Origin of the sequence: Micromonospora sp. AMSO31t (assembly GCF_008868175.1) — a bacterium.
Lineage (GTDB): Bacteria > Actinomycetota > Actinomycetes > Mycobacteriales > Micromonosporaceae > Micromonospora.
This window is the reverse complement of record NZ_WBKT01000143.1, coordinates 1-15,037: the sequence shown is the minus strand read 5'-3', so window position 1 is coordinate 15,037 and position 15,037 is coordinate 1. Positions and strand designations below refer to the sequence as shown.

The 15,037-nt window shown below is 74.9% G+C and carries 10 protein-coding genes and 3 pseudogenes; 5 read left to right on the top strand and 8 right to left on the bottom strand.

All coding sequences use genetic code 11. The annotated features are described in order from the left end of the window. Positions 1-72: 72 nt before the first annotated feature. From F8274_RS24410 to F8274_RS24395, 4 genes and pseudogenes are all read left to right on the top strand, one after another. Positions 73-1,109, top strand: a pseudogene (locus F8274_RS24410) (glutathione S-transferase family protein). Further along, positions 1,088-1,693: a DUF998 domain-containing protein gene (locus F8274_RS24405; RefSeq protein ID WP_370518265.1), complete on the top strand. Its 606-nt coding sequence runs from the start codon at positions 1,088-1,090 to the stop codon at positions 1,691-1,693. The pseudogene F8274_RS24410 and the gene F8274_RS24405 overlap by 22 nt, the downstream one beginning before the upstream one ends. Positions 1,694-1,898: 205 nt before the next feature. After that, positions 1,899-3,179 (top strand): dicarboxylate/amino acid:cation symporter, encoded by a 1,281-nt coding sequence (locus tag F8274_RS24400; protein WP_192579964.1) that lies wholly within the window; start codon positions 1,899-1,901, stop codon positions 3,177-3,179. A gap of 62 nt (positions 3,180-3,241) precedes the next feature. Next, the gene (locus tag F8274_RS24395; RefSeq protein ID WP_151464702.1) at positions 3,242-4,309 is read left to right on the top strand and encodes an NADH:flavin oxidoreductase/NADH oxidase; all 1,068 of its coding nucleotides are present in this window, start codon (positions 3,242-3,244) and stop codon (positions 4,307-4,309) included. An 84-nt stretch (positions 4,310-4,393) separates the two neighbouring features. On the opposite strand, the pseudogene F8274_RS24390 reads toward F8274_RS24395, so the two are convergent. The 6 genes and pseudogenes from F8274_RS24390 to F8274_RS24365 all read right to left on the bottom strand — a co-directional run bounded on the left by F8274_RS24390 (position 4,394) and on the right by F8274_RS24365 (position 13,541). Beyond that, a pseudogene (locus F8274_RS24390) lies at positions 4,394-7,743 on the bottom strand (ATP-binding cassette domain-containing protein). A gap of 89 nt (positions 7,744-7,832) precedes the next feature. Next, the gene (locus F8274_RS24385; RefSeq protein WP_151464701.1) at positions 7,833-8,426 is read right to left on the bottom strand and encodes a TetR/AcrR family transcriptional regulator; all 594 of its coding nucleotides are present in this window, start codon (positions 8,424-8,426) and stop codon (positions 7,833-7,835) included. Between the two features lie 10 nt (positions 8,427-8,436). Beyond that, positions 8,437-10,587 (bottom strand): YhgE/Pip domain-containing protein, encoded by a 2,151-nt coding sequence (locus F8274_RS24380; protein WP_151464700.1) that lies wholly within the window; start codon positions 10,585-10,587, stop codon positions 8,437-8,439. Then, positions 10,584-11,276: an ATP-binding cassette domain-containing protein gene (locus F8274_RS24375; RefSeq protein ID WP_151464699.1), complete on the bottom strand. Its 693-nt coding sequence runs from the start codon at positions 11,274-11,276 to the stop codon at positions 10,584-10,586. Before F8274_RS24375 ends, F8274_RS24380 begins: the two co-directional genes overlap by 4 nt. Positions 11,277-11,396: 120 nt before the next feature. Continuing rightward, positions 11,397-12,236, bottom strand: coding sequence for a DUF4081 domain-containing GNAT family N-acetyltransferase (locus tag F8274_RS24370; protein ID WP_151464698.1), 840 nt, complete (start codon positions 12,234-12,236; stop codon positions 11,397-11,399). Positions 12,237-12,314: 78 nt separating this feature from the next. Next, positions 12,315-13,541, bottom strand: a complete 1,227-nt coding sequence (locus F8274_RS24365; protein WP_151464697.1) for an MFS transporter — start codon at positions 13,539-13,541, stop codon at positions 12,315-12,317. A gap of 122 nt (positions 13,542-13,663) precedes the next feature. On the opposite strand from F8274_RS24365, the gene F8274_RS24360 reads away from it, so the two are divergent. Next, the gene (locus F8274_RS24360; protein ID WP_151464696.1) at positions 13,664-14,254 is read left to right on the top strand and encodes a PadR family transcriptional regulator; all 591 of its coding nucleotides are present in this window, start codon (positions 13,664-13,666) and stop codon (positions 14,252-14,254) included. Positions 14,255-14,316: 62 nt separating this feature from the next. On the opposite strand, the gene F8274_RS24355 is transcribed toward F8274_RS24360, so the two are convergent. Further along, positions 14,317-14,904 carry a class I SAM-dependent methyltransferase gene (locus tag F8274_RS24355; RefSeq protein WP_225853947.1) on the bottom strand — a complete coding sequence of 196 codons (588 nt, stop codon included), beginning with the start codon at positions 14,902-14,904 and terminating at the stop codon, positions 14,317-14,319. A 43-nt stretch (positions 14,905-14,947) separates the two neighbouring features. Further along, a pseudogene (locus tag F8274_RS32380) lies at positions 14,948-14,998 on the bottom strand (hypothetical protein); the annotation flags it as partial. Positions 14,999-15,037 lie beyond the last annotated feature (39 nt).

Sequence of the window (15,037 nt, the reverse complement as noted above, 5' to 3'; positions counted from 1 at the left end):
GCGGGTCGCCCGCCGGATCGCGGGGACGCCCGGCGCCAGGATATCCACGCCCGGAACGGATAGGTTGGCCGCATGGCCCGGGCCCAGTTCAGCGCAGAGACCGCCGGCGGCGGCGCGTTCGTCCGCCAGCCCAACCGGTTCACCGGTCGGGTCACCCCCCACTCCACCTCCCCGGAGGGCGGCGGCCCCGACGAGCAGGGCCGCTGGCCGCTGGAGGCGGGCCGTTACCGGCTGGTCTGGTGCCGCGCCTGCCCGTGGGCGCACCGGGCCCGGATCGTGCGCGGCCTGCTCGGGCTGGACGAGGTGATCTCGCTGGGCACGGTCGACCCGATCCGGGACGAGCGGGGCTGGCGGTTCAGCCTCGACCAGGACGGCTTCGACCCGGTGCTCGGCATCGGGTTCCTCAGCGACGCCTACCTGTCCACCGACCCCGACTACACCGGCCGGGTGACCGTGCCGGCGCTGGTCGACACGCTGACCGGGCGGGTGGTCACCAACGACTACCCGCAGCTCACCCTCGACTTCTCGACCGAGTGGCGGCGGTTCCACAAGCCGGGCGCGCCGGACCTCTACCCGGTCGAGCTGCGGCCGGAGCTGGACGCGCTGATGGCGGAGATCCACCGCGACGTCAACAACGGCGTCTACCGGTGCGGCTTCGCCGCCTCCCAGGAGGCCTACGACGAGGCGTACACGGCGCTGTTCGCCCGGCTGGACGCGCTGTCGGAACGGCTGTCCGGGCGGCGCTACCTCATGGGCGAGCAGATCACCGAGGCCGACGTGCGGCTGTTCACCACGCTGGTCCGCTTCGACGTGGCGTACCACGGGCACTTCAAGTGCAACCGGCAGAAGCTGACCGAGATGCCGGTGCTCTGGGCGTACGCGCGGGACCTGTTCCAGACGCCGGGCTTCGGCGAGACGGTGGACTTCGACCACATCAAGCGGCACTACTACGCCACCCACGAGATGATCAACCCGACCCGGATCGTGCCGCTGGGTCCGGACCTGTCCGGCTGGACCACGCCGCACGGGCGTGGTTGAGCCCGGCGTCCTCCGGGCCGCCGCCGCCTCCGCGGCCGCCGGCTGCGTCGTGGCCGGGATGGTCGCCGTGACGGTCGCCGTGGTCGCCGGTCCGGGCCCGGGCCTGACCGGGTACGTCAGCGAGGCCGGCGTCACCGACAGCGCGTACGCCGGGGCGTACCGGATCGGAGTCTTCGCCCTGGCGGCGGCGCTGCTGCTGCTCGCGGCGGCGCTGCCCCCGGCGCTGCGCACGGCGGCGGCGCTGCTCGTGGCCGCCGCGGCCGGCACGGCGCTCTCCGGTGCGGTGACCTGCTCCACCGGCTGCCCGCTGCCACCGTTCGAGGCCGCCACGGTGGCCGATCTGGTGCACGGCGGCGCCAGCATCGGGGCGACCGCCGCGGTGGTCTTCGCCATGCTGGCGCTGCTCGCGACCCCGGCGGCGGGGCGGGCGCTGCGCCGGGTCGCCGGGGTGGGCGCGGCCCTGGCGCTGCCGCTGTCCGGTGCGGTCGGGCTGGCCATGCTGCTCGTCGGGCGCGGCGGCCTGGTCGGGGTGCTGGAGCGGCTGCTGCTCGCGGTGGCCGCCGTGTGGGGGCTGGCCACGGCCGCGGTGCTGGGCCTGGCGCACCGGCGGGCGATCGTGACGAACGGATCAGCGGGGCGGGAACGTCGCCTGTAAGGATCGTCACGCCTGTCGCTCCTTCCACCTGGGAGCCGGCTGGGAGTAGCGTCGGCAGGCGATGACCAACGTCTGGCACCTCACCGTGCGCCTGTACGTCGACCTCCGACGGCAGGCCAGCGGCATCTGTCCGGCGCAGCCGCTCTCCTGACGCTGCCCCGTTCACCCACCACCAGACCTTGGACAGATCCCCATGGCTTCCGCCCTGCGCAAGATCCCCTTTTCCGTGCAGATCCTGCTCGGCCTCGTCCTCGGCGTGGCGCTCGGCTTCCTCGCCCGCGCCAACGACCTCGCCTGGCTGACCAGCACCCTCGACACCGTCGGCGGCCTCTTCGTCCAGCTGCTCAAGCTGGCCGTGCCGCCGCTGGTCTTCACCGCCATCGTGGTCAGCGTGGTCAGCCTGCGCGGCGTGGCCAACGCCGCCCGGCTGGCGCTCAAGACGCTGCTCTGGTTCGGCATCACCGCGCTGATCTCGGTCGGCATCGGCATCGGCCTCGGCCTGCTCACCGACCCCGGCAAGGGCGTCACCCTCGACCTGGCCGGTGCCACTGCGCCGAAGAAGACCGGCTCCTGGACCGACTTCCTCACCGGCATCGTGCCCACCAACCCGGTCGGCGCGTTCGTCGAGGGCAACGTCCTCCAGATCGTCTTCCTCGCCCTGGTGGTCGGCGCCGCCGCGCTGCTCATCGGTGAGGCCGCCGAGCCGTTCGTGACCCTCAACCGCTCGGTGCTGGCCATCGTGCAGAAGGCGCTCTGGTGGGTCATCCGGCTCGCCCCGATCGGCACCCTCGGCCTCATCGGCAACGCCGTCGCCTCGTACGGCTGGGACCTGCTGGCCCCGCTCGCCAAGTTCACCACCGCCGTCTACGTCGGCTGCGCCCTCGTGCTGTTCGTCGTGTACCCGGTGGTGCTCATCGCCGCCGGCCGGCTCAACCCGCTGCGCTTCTTCGCCGGCGCCTGGCCCGCCATCGAGCTGGCCTTCGTGTCCCGCTCCTCGGTGGGCACCATGCCGGTGACCCAGCGCTCGGTCGAGCGCCTCGGCGTCCCCCGCGAGTACGCCTCCTTCGCCGTGCCGTTCGGCGCCACCACGAAGATGGACGGCTGCGCCGCCATCTACCCGGCCCTCGCCGCGATCTTCGTGGCGCAGGTCTTCGGGGTGCACCTGGGCGTCACCGACTACCTGCTGATCGCCTTCGTCTCGGTGGTCGGCTCGGCCGCCACCGCCGGCCTGACCGGCGCGATCGTCATGCTCACCCTGACCCTCAGCACGCTGGGCCTGCCGCTGGCCGGCGCCGGCCTGCTGCTGGCCATCGACCCGATCCTGGACATGGTCCGCACCGCCACCAACGTGGCCGGCCAGGCCCTGGTGCCGACCGTCGTGGCCGCCCGCGAGGGCACGCTGGACCGGACCGCGTACGACGCGGCCGGCAAGCGCGACCTGGTCGACGCCCCGGAGAGTGAGCAGCTCACCCCCGTGGCCGCCTGAGCAACCGTCAGCCGGGGGGAGGGCTTCGGCCCTCCCCCCGACGCCTGTTGAAGGATGACCGTATGAGTGCCCTGTTCACCCCGCTCACCCTGCGCGGCGTCACCCTGCCCAACCGGGTGGCGCTCGCCCCCATGTGCCAGTACAGCGCCGGGCCGGACGGCCTGCCCACCGACTGGCACCGCGTCCACCTCGGCTCCCGCGCCGTCGGCGGCGCCGGCCTGATCATCACCGAGGCGACCGCCGTGGTGCCCGAGGGGCGGATCAGCCCCCAGGACACCGGGCTCTGGTCCGACGCCCACGTCGACGCGTGGCGGCCGATCACCGCGTTCATCGCCGCCCAGGGGTCGGTGCCGGCCGTGCAGCTCGCGCACGCCGGGTTCAAGGCGTCCACGTACCGGCCGTGGGCCGAGCACCGGGGCGGCGTCCCGGACGCCGACGGCGGCTGGACCCCGGTCAGCCCCGGCGCCGAGCCGTTCCTGCCGGACTACCGCACGCCCACCGCGCTCGACGAGGCCGGCGTCGCCGAGGTGGTCGAGGCGTTCGCCACCGCCGCCCGCCGGGCCCTCGCCGCCGGCTTCGCCGCCGTGGAGATCCACGCCGCGCACGGCTACCTGCTGCACGAGTTCCTCTCCCCGCTCACGAACCACCGCACCGACGGCTACGGGGGCGACCGGGCCGGCCGGATGCGCCTGACCCTGGAGGTCGCCCGGGCGGTGCGGGCCGCAGTCGGCGAGGCCGTGCCGGTGCTCACCCGGATCTCCGCCACCGACTGGGTGGATGGCGGCTGGACCGTCGAGGACAGCGTGGTGCTCGCCGGCGAGCTGGCCGCCGCCGGCGTCGACCTGGTGGACACCTCCTCCGGCGGCGCCGCCGCCCGGGCGAGCGTCCCGATCGGCCCCGGCTACCAGGTGCCGCTCGCCGCCCGGATCCGCCGCGAGGCGGGCGTGCCGACCGGCGCCGTCGGCCTGATCGTCGAGCCCGAGCAGGCCGAGCAGATCGTCGCCGCCGGGGAGGCCGACCTGGTCCTCCTGGGCCGCGAACTCCTCCGCGACCCGTACTGGCCCCACCGCGCGGCCGCGAAGCTGACCCAGACCCCCGCCTGGCCGAACCAGTACACCCGCGCCTTCTGACGCGAGCGCCGAGATCTTGGCGATTTTCCGAACGGAAAGTCGCCAAGATCCGCGCTGCGGGGCGAGGTGGTGCCAGCCCCGCGGTCAGCCCGCCAGGTGGCCCCAGCGCGATTCCAGGTCCTGCCACGGCCCCTGGGCCGCCACCGTGCCGTCGACCAGCACCACCACGTGGTCCGCGCGCACCAGCGCCGCCCGCTTCGCGGTCGAGCCGACCACGGTCACCCCGTGCTCGCGCAGCGCCGCCCAGAGGGCCAGCTCCGTGGTCACGTCCAGCGCGGACGAGACGTCGTCGGCGACCAGCAGTTCGGTACGCGGCGCGAGCGCCCGGGCCAGCGCCAGCCGCTGGAGCTGCCCGCCGGAGAGCCGGGTGCCCTTGTGCCCGATGAGCAGCCCGAGCCCGCCGCCGGCGGCCGCCAGGTCATGGTCCAGCTGGGCGGTCGACACCGCGCCGGCCGCGTCCACCTGGTGCCCGAGCGCGATGTTGTCGGCCACCGTGCCGGAGAGCACCCGGGGCAACTGCCCCACGTAGCCGACCTGGTTGGGGCGGAGGAACAGCTCCGGCTCGGTGACCGGCTCGCCGTTCCAGCTCAGCGTGCCGGTGTGGTGCACGATCCCGGCAAGGGCCCGCAGCAGCGAGGACTTTCCCGCGCCGACCGGCCCGACCACCAGCACCAACTGCCCACGGTCGACGGTCAGGTCGACGTCGCGGACGGCGAGCGTGCCGTCGGAGTGCAGCGCGCCGAAGCCGGTCAGCTCCAGCCGGCGCAGCGGGTGCCGGGGCGGCGGTTCCGGCGCCGGGGCGGTGCCGGCGGCCAGGTCCAGCCCGGGCACGGTCGCCGAGTAGGTGGCCACCCCGCTCATCGACACGGTGCGCCTGGTCCACACGCGGGCCGACGGGTAGTGCGAGACCAGCGACGCGGTGGTCCAGGCGAACCAGCGGGCGGCGCCGAGGGTGGAGACCGCGACCAGGGTCGCCCCGGCGGAGAGCCCGCCGGCCAGGTAGAGCGCCCACGCCCCGATCGGCAGCAGGCCACTGGCGACCGACGGGGTGGAGCGGGCCCACACCTGCATGGCGATCTCCCGCCGCTGCCGGTCGCTGCGCACGGTGTCCAACTTCGCGAGGTGGTGCAGCACCGGGCGGGTGGCGCCGGCGAGCTTCACCGTGCGGGCCGCGGAGAGCGAGGAGACCAGGGCGGTGGCGAAGGCGGCGCGGGCCTTGACCGTGCCGCCGGCCGTGCGTTCCAGCCGCGGCCCGAACAGGGTCGCCGCCAGCCCGGAGACCACCATGGTCCCGACGAAGAACAGCGCCGGTACGACGCTGCCGGTCACCAGGGTCATGGTGATCACGACGGCCAGTGAGATGAACTGGTCCATCAGGTTGTCGGCGAGCTGCACCACCCGGTCGGTGTCGCCGCCCTGGGCCACCACCTCGGCCGGGGTGTGCCCGCTGACCCGGCGGGCCCCGGTCTGCCCGTGCACGAGCCGCGCGCTGATCCGCAGCATCTGCCGGATCCACCACTGCGGGAACCAGAGGTTCGTCAGGTACGGCAGCGGCAGCACCACCAGCAGCGCGGCGACGATGCCCAGCGCCGGCAGCCACGGGTCTCCCCCGCCGACCACCTCGGCCCAGAGCCACGGCAGCACCGACCCGTCCAGCCCGAGCAGGGTCATCACGATGAACACGCAGACGGAGAGCAGCCCGTACCGCGGGTCGTTGGTGCCGAGCCGCCACCGCTGCCCGCCCCACCGCCCGCGCCCGCGTAGGCGCTGGCGTGGCTGGTGGCCAGCAGCTCGGCGAAGCGGGCCGACTCGCGCATCGGGCCGGCCTCCAGCACCGCGCCGTCGGCCATCACCACGACCTCGTCGCAGCGGCGCACCGAGGAGAGCCGGTGCGCGATGACGATGCCGATCCGGTCGGTGAGCAGCCGCTCGGTGGCCAGGCGTACCCGGTTCTCGGTGACCGGGTCGAGCCGCGCGGTGGCCTCGTCGAGGATCACCACGTGCGGGTCGCGGACCAGGATGCGGGCGAACGCGACGAGCTGCTCCTGCCCGGCGGAGAGCACGTGCCCGCCCTCGCCGAGCCGGGTGTGCACCCCGTCGGGGAGTTCGGCGATCCAGCCGGTCAGCCCGAGTTCCGCGAGCGCCCGGGTGGCGTCGTCGAGCAGGTCCGGGTCGAAGAGCGCGACGTTCTCGGCGAGGGTGCCGGCCAGGATCTCGGTGCGCTGTGGCACCACGGCGATCCACCGGCGCAGCGCCTCGATGTCCAGGTCGACCACGTCGGTGTCGCCCAGGAAGACGGTGCCGGCCGGCACGTCGACGGCCCGGGTGAGCACCTTGGCCAGCGTCGACTTGCCGGATCCGGTCCGGCCCACCAGGGCGTAGGACCGGCCGCGGGCGAAGGTGAGCGTCACGTCGCGCAGCGCCGGGCCGCGGTCCTCGCCCGTGGCGGGGTAGCGGAAGGTGAGCCCGCGCACGGTCAGGTCCCCGTCGACGGGAGCGGCGCCGCCGGTCGGCTCCTGCCGGGAGTCGGCGAGCAGTTGCACCCGCGCCCATGCGCCGAGCGCCTGTTGCAGGTGCGGCACCCAGCGGGCGATGTGCTCGACCGTCGCGCCGAAGGCCAGGGCCAGCAGCCAGATCGCGGTGAGCCGGGCGGCGTCCACCCGGCCGGTGGCCAGCGCCCACGCCCCGGCCAGGACCACGGCGGCGATGCCGACCCGGACGCCGCCGGCGGCCAGCGCGGTGACCCGGGCGGACAGCCGGAAGACCCGGCCGCCCCGGGCGATCACCTCGGCGGCCCGCCGGGCGTAGAGGCGCAGCACGTACGGGCGGGCCAGGCTGGTGCGCACGTCGTCCTGGCCGTGCACCGCCTCCTCCATGACGGCGGCCAGGTCGGACCAGGCCTCCTCCTCGACCATCCGGGCCGGCGCGATCCGGGCGGTGGGGCCGCGCAGCGCCACGCCGAGCAGCGCGGTGAGCAGGATCATCCCGACGCCCGCCGGCCACCAGACGACCAGCGCGCTGACCGTGGCGAGGAGGCAGACGGCGACGCCCTGCACGAGCCGTACGCCGGTGTTCCGCATCTCGGCGGCGACCTGGTAGACGTCGTTGTCGATCCGGTCGAGCAGCTCGCCGACCGGGGTGGTCTCCAGGGTGGGCAGGTCCTGCCCGAGCGCGACCCGGCAGAGCCGGCGGCGGACGTCGGCGGACCAGTCGGCGGTGAGGCCGGCCATCAGCAGGCCGATGAGCAGGTCGGTGACGACGGCGGCGACCAGCGCCACGGCCAGCACGGTGAACCAGCCGGGCGAGCGGTGCACCAGCACCGGCCCGGCCAGCGCCGAGGCGGCGGCCTGGCCGCCGGCGCCCAGCAGGATGAGCAGCAGGACGACCGCCATCCGGCGTGGCGCGGTGGCCCACAGGTCGCGGAGCAGGCGCATGGACGGTCCTCCGGACTCGGCTCGGTGGGGGCGGTGCCCCCAGCCTCACCCGGCCGGCCTGGCCGTTCAAACGATTTACGGCCGCGGTGTCACGTCTGGGCGACCCGGCGGACGATGCCGAGCAGCGCCTCCTGCACGTCCTCGATGGGCCGCTCGGGCTGGAAGACCAGCCAGTCCACGGCCACCACCAGCCCGACGCCGAACAGCGCCGAGCTGGCCGTGCGCACGTCCAGGTCGGCGGGGAGATCGCCGCTGGCCACGCCGGCGCGAACGGTCTCCGCGATCACCTCGATGGCCTCGCCGCGCAGCAGCCGCAGGGTCTGCTGCCACTCCCGGTTGGTCCGCCACATCTCGGAGAGCAGGAGCTGGGCGAAGGCCCGGTAGCGGCGGATGTAGTCCAGCTCGGCGCGGACCAGCGCGGCGAGCGCCTCGCGCGGCGGCAGCCCGGCGACGGCGGCCCGGAACTCGGCGGTGAGCAGGCCGATGCCGTGGCGCAGCAACTCCTCGAAGAGGACGGTCTTCGACTCGAAGTTGTAGTAGACGGTCCCCTTCGCCACCCCGGCCCGGGTCGCGATGTCGTCGACCGTGGTGGCCGAGAAGCCCTGCTCGGCGATGAGTTCCACCGCCGCCACGAAGAGTCGTTGCCGGGTGTCCTCCCGCCGGCGGGTCCGTCCGTCCGTCACCCGCCCATCCTCACATGGTCAGCTCGGGGTGCAGCTTGGCCGGGGTGAGCCGGCGGGACCGGCGGGCCGCGCCGACGGTGAGCGCCAGGGCGCCCGCACCGAACCCGAGCAGCACCAGCGCCCCGGTGACCACCGGCCCGGCCGGCCCACCGTTGATCGTGTGCCGCAGGCCGCCCACCACGTACGTCATGGGGAGCCACGGGTGGATGACCTGGAAGAAGCCGGGCGAGGTCTGCACCGGGTAGGTGCCGCCGGAGGAGGTGAGCTGGAGCATGAGCAGGGCCAGCGCGGCGAGCCGGCCGGCCGGGCCGAGCGCGACGCCGAGCAGTTGCATGATCGCGGTGAACGCCAGCGAGGTGAGCGCGAGCAGCCCGAAGGTCGCCGCCCCGTGCCGCGGGTCGAGGCCCAGCGCCAGGGTGACCACCGTGTAGAGCACCGCGACCTGGGCCAGCCCGATCGCCGCGGCGGGCAGCCAGCCGGCGAGCACGACCCGCCAGCCGGGCGCGCCGGACATCACGTGCCGCCGGTTCACCGGCCGCAGCAGCATGTACGTGATCATCGCGCCGACCCAGAGTGCCAGCGCCAGGAAGTACGGGGCGAAGCCCACCCCGTACGAACCGGCCGGGTTGTGCGAGTGGCGGATCAGCCCGACCGGGTCGCCGAGGATGTCGGCGCGGCTGCCCGCGTCGTCGTACCCGGGCAGCTTCTTCTCCCCGGCGGCGAGCCCGTCGGCGAGGTCGCCGGCGCCGCCCTCCAGCTTGGTCAGCCCGTCGGCGAGCCGGTTGCTGCCGGTGCTGAGCTGGGCGAGACCGCCGTCGAGCTGCCGGGCGCCGGTGGCGAGCCGGTAGAGCCCGCCGCGGAGCTGGTCGGCGCCGTCGGCGGCGTCGCCGAGCCCGTCGCGCAGCTGGGCGCTGCCCTGGGCCAGGGTGGTGAGCCCGCCGGCGAGCTGGTCCACCTTGGCCCGGGCGGAGGCCACGTCGTCGGCCAGGTGCGGCGCGGCGGCGGCCACCTCCCGGGCGGTCTGCGCGACCTCGGTCATCTGCTTCCGCAGCGCGGCGAGGTCGGTCCTGTCGAGCGCGGCGACCATGGCCCGGGCGGCCTTGACCGCCTGGTCGGCGGCCTTGCGGGCGGCGACCAGGTTCGGGTCGTCGGCCAGTTCCGGGTGCTCCTTCACCAGCGCGTCGAGCCGGTCGCGCACCTTCTCCGCCTGGCCGACCACCTCGTCGGCCCTGGCCGGCAGCGCGTCGAGGCCGTCGGCGAGCGCCTGCGCGCCCTCGGCGACCAGGGTGGCGGCCCGCTGGATGTCGCCGGCGTTCCGGCGGAGCAGCGGCTCGTATCTGTCCGCGGCGGCGTCGACCTGTTTCGCGGCGGCCCGGGTCTCGGTGGCCGCCCGGTTCGCGCCGTCGGCGATCTGCGCCGCCCCGGTGTAGAGCTGGTCCAGGCCGGTGGCGAGCTTGGCCGCGCCCTGTGCGGAGGTGTTCAGCCCGCCGGCGAGCTGCCCGGCGCCGTCCTCGGCGGTGCCCAGCCCGTCGGCGATCCGGCCGGCGCCCTGCTGCGAGGTGTCGAGCCCGTCGTGGATCTTTCCGGCGCCGTCGGCGGCCCGGCCGGTCTCGGCCTTGGCGTCGGTGAAGCCGATGAGCATCTTGTCGAAGTACGACGCGGCGGTGCCCTCGGCGGCGGCGGCCCGGATCTCGCTGAACGCGGAGCGCGCGAGCAGCCCGGAGAGGTAGTTGGTGGCGTCGTCGTTGACCACCTTCAGCTCGCCCCGGCGGGCCGGCCGGTCCGGCTCGGGGCTGGCCGCCAGGGTGCTGGAGAAGTCCGCCGGGATGGAGAAGACCAGGTGGTAGCGGCCGTCGCGGAGCCCCTCGGTGGCGTCGGCCTGGTCGGTCACCGTCCAGCCGAAGACCTTCCGGTCGAGCAGCTCGTCGGTGAGGTCGCGGCCGGCGTGCACCTCGCTGCCGTCGCTCGCCTTGGCGGGCCGGTCGGCGTTGACCAGCGCGACCGGGATCCGGTCGAGGTTCCCGTACGGGTCCCAGAAGGCGTAGAGGTAGAGGGCCCCGTAGAGCAGCGGGATGACGGTGAGGACGGCGAGCGCGGCGCGCGGCAGCCGGCCCCGGGTCATCCGGCGCAGCTCGAACAACGCGAGTCGTACGACACTCATGCGGTCACCTCGGGGGTCAGGGCCGGGCTGGGCAGGGTCGGGTCGCCGATCCGGTGGACGACCGCGGTCACGCCGGGCTCGACGGCGCGGGCGCTGGCGACCACGGCGTACCCCTGGTCGGCGAGGCGGGCCAGCGCGGCCCAGATCCACGCCCGCTCGGGCGCGTCGGCGCCGGCGTCCACGTCGTCGGCGACGATCAGGCTCGGGCCGCTCAGGCTGGCCAGCACCAGCCCGAGCACCTGGCGCTCGACGGGGGTGAGGTCGCGGCCGTACCGGTCGGGGTCGAGCGGGGCGTCGGTGAGGCCGGCGCCGGCGATCGCGGCGGCGAGGGCGTCGCGGCGGTAGGCCCGCCGGGCGCGGACGGCGGCGACCGGGACGAGCTGCCGGCGGCGGCGCGGCACCGGCCCGAGCAGCAGGAGCCGTTCCTGGATGTGCTCGGCGACGGTCAGCGTCGGGTCGGGCTCGTGCACGCCGGCGACCTGGCCGAGCGCGGCCGGGCCCCGGCGGCGCAGCTCGCCGTGGGTGTGCGGGAAGCGCCCGGCCAGGGCGAGCAGCAGCGAGGTACGCCCGCTGCCCGGCGGGCCGGTGACGGCGTGCAGCTCGCCGGCCTCGGCCGTGAGGTCGACCTCGCGGTAGACCCAGCCTCGGCGGGTGCGCAGCCCCAGCCCGCTGGCTTCCACGATCTTCATCGCACCGTTCCCGACATCTAGACTGACCGGTCAGTACAAAAACATGCTCAGCATAGCGCCGACTGTCCGGTTCGGCGCAAGGTGGAGCGGCGTGATCCGGGCCATGGCCCGGGTGGTCCGCTAGAACAGCACGGTGGCGAGCGTGCCGACCGGGCGGAAGCCGCAGCGCTCGTAGACCCGGCGGGCGGGCAGGTTGAAGTCGTTCACGTAGAGGCTCACCGAGGGGGCGACGCGCTCCAGCGCGTCCCGCACCACGGCCGCCATGGCCGCGGTCGCGATGCCCCGGCCCCGCCACTCCGGCGCGACCCACACCCCCTGCACCTGCGCGGTGCGCCGGGTGACCACGGCCAGCTCGGCCTTGAAGACCACCGTGCCGTCCACGAACCGGGCGTAGGCCCGGCCCGCGCGGACCAGGTCGCTCACCCGCCGCCGGTAGCCGCGCCCGCCGTCCTCGGCCAGCGGCGACACCCCGACCTCCTCGGTGTACATGGCCACCGCCGCCGGGAAGAGCCGGTCGACCTCACCGCCGCGCACCCGGCGCACCTCGGGGTCGGGCGCCACGGCGGGCAGCGCGTCCGTGGCCAGCAGGGGCTGGTTCGGGCGTACGTCCCGGGCCGGCCCCCAGTGGGCGGAGAGGCGGTCCCACAGCCCGAGCACCGCGTCGGCCCGGCCCACGATCGAGGAGCAGAGCCGCTCCTCGGTGCTCAACTGGTCCGCGAAGGCGGCCACCGCCGACTCCGAGGCGAGCACCGGGGTCAGGTTGCCGCCGAGCCAGCAGATGGACTCCAGGTTGCGGCGCGGACCGTAGCCCAGGATGCGCCCCTCGGCCCGCCACCAGGCCAGCCCGCGCGCCGCCACCCGCTCGGCGACCTGAGCGCCCGCGTACGGGTCGAGGTCGAGCAACCGCTCGACGGCACGGCGCTCCGACTCCCCGAGTTGGCGTACCGGCACCGTGAGCACGAATACCAGCCTGCCAGATGCACCCGGGCCCGCGCGGGTCGACCTGAGGACGCCGGACGATCGGTGGTGAGTGGCGGCTCAGCCGACCGGAACGGCGGCCGGCTCCGGCACGGCGGGCCGGGTCCGGGCGGCCCAGCGCACCACCGGCGGCACCAGCGCGCCGAGCACCAGGAACAGCCCGCCGAGCATCAGCCACCCCGGCACGCCCCAGCCGACCGCCAGCGTGGTCACCACCACGGGGGCGACCATCGAGCCGAGCTGCATGCCCATCCCGTAGGCGCCCTGGTACTGGCCCTGCGCGTGGGCGGGGGCGAGACCGAAGGAGATGCCCCAGCCGGCCGCCGCGTGCCACAGCTCCCCCACCACGTGCACCAGCGCGCCGCCCAGCAGCAGCGGCACCGCCACCCCGACCGGCACGCCCCCGCCGGCCGCGAAGAGCGCGCAGGCCACCGCGATCACCGCGCCGGCCCGGCGGGCCGCCCGACCGGCCCCGGCGAGGTCCTCGGTGCCCCGCGAGGCGCGAACCTGGAAGAGCACCACCACCACGGTGTTGACCAGCAGGCAGGCGGAGATCAGCCAGCGCGGCGCGGTGGTGTGCCCGGCGATCCAGAGCGGCAGGGCGATGTTGATCAGGCTGAAGTGCATCGACATGAGCCCGTCGAGCACCGTGAAGGCGAGGAACGGCCGGTCCCGCAGGGCGATCAGCCGCGGCCCGTGGGTCGGCGCCGGCACCGGCGGCACGGGTGGCAGCCGGAGCAGCACGGCGGCGGCCACCAGGTAGGTCGCGCAGTCGAGCAGGATCAGCGACACGTACGCGGTCCGGGTGTCGGCGGCCAGGCCGAAGCCGGCCAGCACGGTGCCGACCGAGATCCCGACGTTGGTGACCGCGCGCAGGTAGGCCCGGGTGCGTACCCGCTGGTCCGGAGGCACCGCGCCGGCGATCAGCGCGCCCCGGGCGCCCCGGGTCGCCGAGTCGGCGACCGCCATGAGCACCCCGACCACCAGGAACCCCGCGAAGGAGCGGACGGCCACCAGGGCGGCCGTGAACCCGGCGGAGGCGAGCAGCGCCGTGATCTGGAGGCCGCGCGGGCCGAGCCGGTCGGCCAGGTAGCCCATCGGCGTGCTGGTCACGAGGCTCACGAGCGCCGTGAGGGTGAGGCCGATGCCGACCTGGCCCACGGTCAGCCCTACCGAGCGGGTGAGGAAGAGCGCGCTGACGGTGAGCCAGGTGCCCCGGCCGACGGTGTTGATCAGGGTGGACAGGGCGAGGGTCCGGGACGGGCCCGGTTCGGGAAGCAGGCGCACACCGGAGACCATAGCAAGACGTACGTACGGTTTATGGTCCCGTCCTAGATTTTGGCTTGTCGGCGATGCATTGCCGATATATCGTTGATGCATCAGTGATAGGACGACAGAAGGAGAGCCCGATGGGTTTCCACCGACGGATGCACGCCGTGCACGACGAGATGCGGATGCGGGGCTTCGGCTTCCCGCCCGTACCCCCGGGACCGCCGCCGTTCCCGCCCGGGCCGCACGGCCACGGGCACGGCCGGGGTGGGCGGGGCCGCGGGCGCGGCCGCCGGCCCAACGTGCGCGGCGCCGTGCTGGCCCTGCTCACCGAGCGGCCGATGCACGGCTACGAGATGATCCAGGAGATCGACTCCCGGACCGGCGGGGCCTGGCGGCCCAGCCCCGGCTCGATCTACCCGACCCTGCAACTGCTGGAGGACGAGGGCGTCATCGCGGCCGCCGCCGACTCCGACGGCGGGCGGAAGCGGTTCGCCCTCACCGAGCAGGGGCAGGCCGAGGCCGCCGAGGCGGCGCAGACCCCGCCCTGGGGCGAGTTCGCCGAGCAGACCGTGAACAGCTGGCACGACATCCGCGACGCCGGCGCGCAGGCCATGAACGCCCTGCGGCAGGTGATGATGACCGGCACCGACGACCAGCGGGCGCGCGCCGCCCAGGTGCTCGACGAGACCCGGCGCAAGCTGTACGCCATCCTCGCCGAATCCGAGTGAGCCGGCGCACACGGTTCGCCGGCCGGGTGGTCACGGGACCGCCACCCCGGCCGGCGCCGCCGTCAGCCGCGTCGGCGGGCCGTGACCAGCAGGTACTCCCAGCGCATCACCCCGGCCTCGGTGTGCCGCCGGGCCAGGTCCGCGAGGTCGCCGTCGAGCGCCGCGACCCGCTCGGGATCCGCGGCGTTCGCCCGGTACACCGCGATCGTCGGCCCGTAGTGCGCCTTGAAGTAGTCGCGGAAGTCCTCGGGAGCGGCGAACCGGTCCACGGTGACCACCGCACGGCGCAGCACGAGATCGGTCACCCGGTCACCGAGCAGGGCCCGGACGTGCTCCTCGTCGCCCCAGAGCGGCGGCGGCGGGGGCGCGTACGGCTTCATGGTGGCGAACAACTGCCCGATGAAGCCCTCGGGAGTCCAGTTGACCAGACCGATCGTGCCGCCCGGCCGGCAGACCCGGACCAGTTCGTCGGCGGCCGCCCGGTGCCGGGGCGCGAACATCACCCCCACACAGGACAGCACCCGGTCGAACTCCCCGTCGGCGTACGGGAGCGCCTCGGCGTCGGCCTCCTGCCACTCCAGTCGCGCGCCACGCTCCGCGGCCAGCGCCCGCCCGATCTCCAGCAGCTCGGGGGTCAGGTCGCTGGCCACCACCTCGGCCCCGGCGCAGGTCGTTGAAGCGCTCCGACCCGCTCACCAGTTCCTGGACGACGAGCAGCGTCCAGCGCTCGTCGAGCAGCTCCATGGCCTACGCCACGGTCGCCGCGGAGGTCATCCCGGAGCT

Bases quoted from the DNA above. Each gene is read 5' to 3' on its own strand.
- F8274_RS24395 (WP_151464702.1), top strand. From the start codon at position 3,242: ATGAGTGCCCTGTTCACCCCGCTCACCCTGCGCGGCGTCACCCTGCCC.
- F8274_RS24360 (WP_151464696.1), top strand. From the start codon at position 13,664: ATGGGTTTCCACCGACGGATGCACGCCGTGCACGACGAGATGCGGATG.
- F8274_RS24375 (WP_151464699.1), bottom strand. From the start codon at position 11,276: ATGAAGATCGTGGAAGCCAGCGGGCTGGGGCTGCGCACCCGCCGAGGC.
- F8274_RS24380 (WP_151464700.1), bottom strand. From the start codon at position 10,587: ATGAGTGTCGTACGACTCGCGTTGTTCGAGCTGCGCCGGATGACCCGG.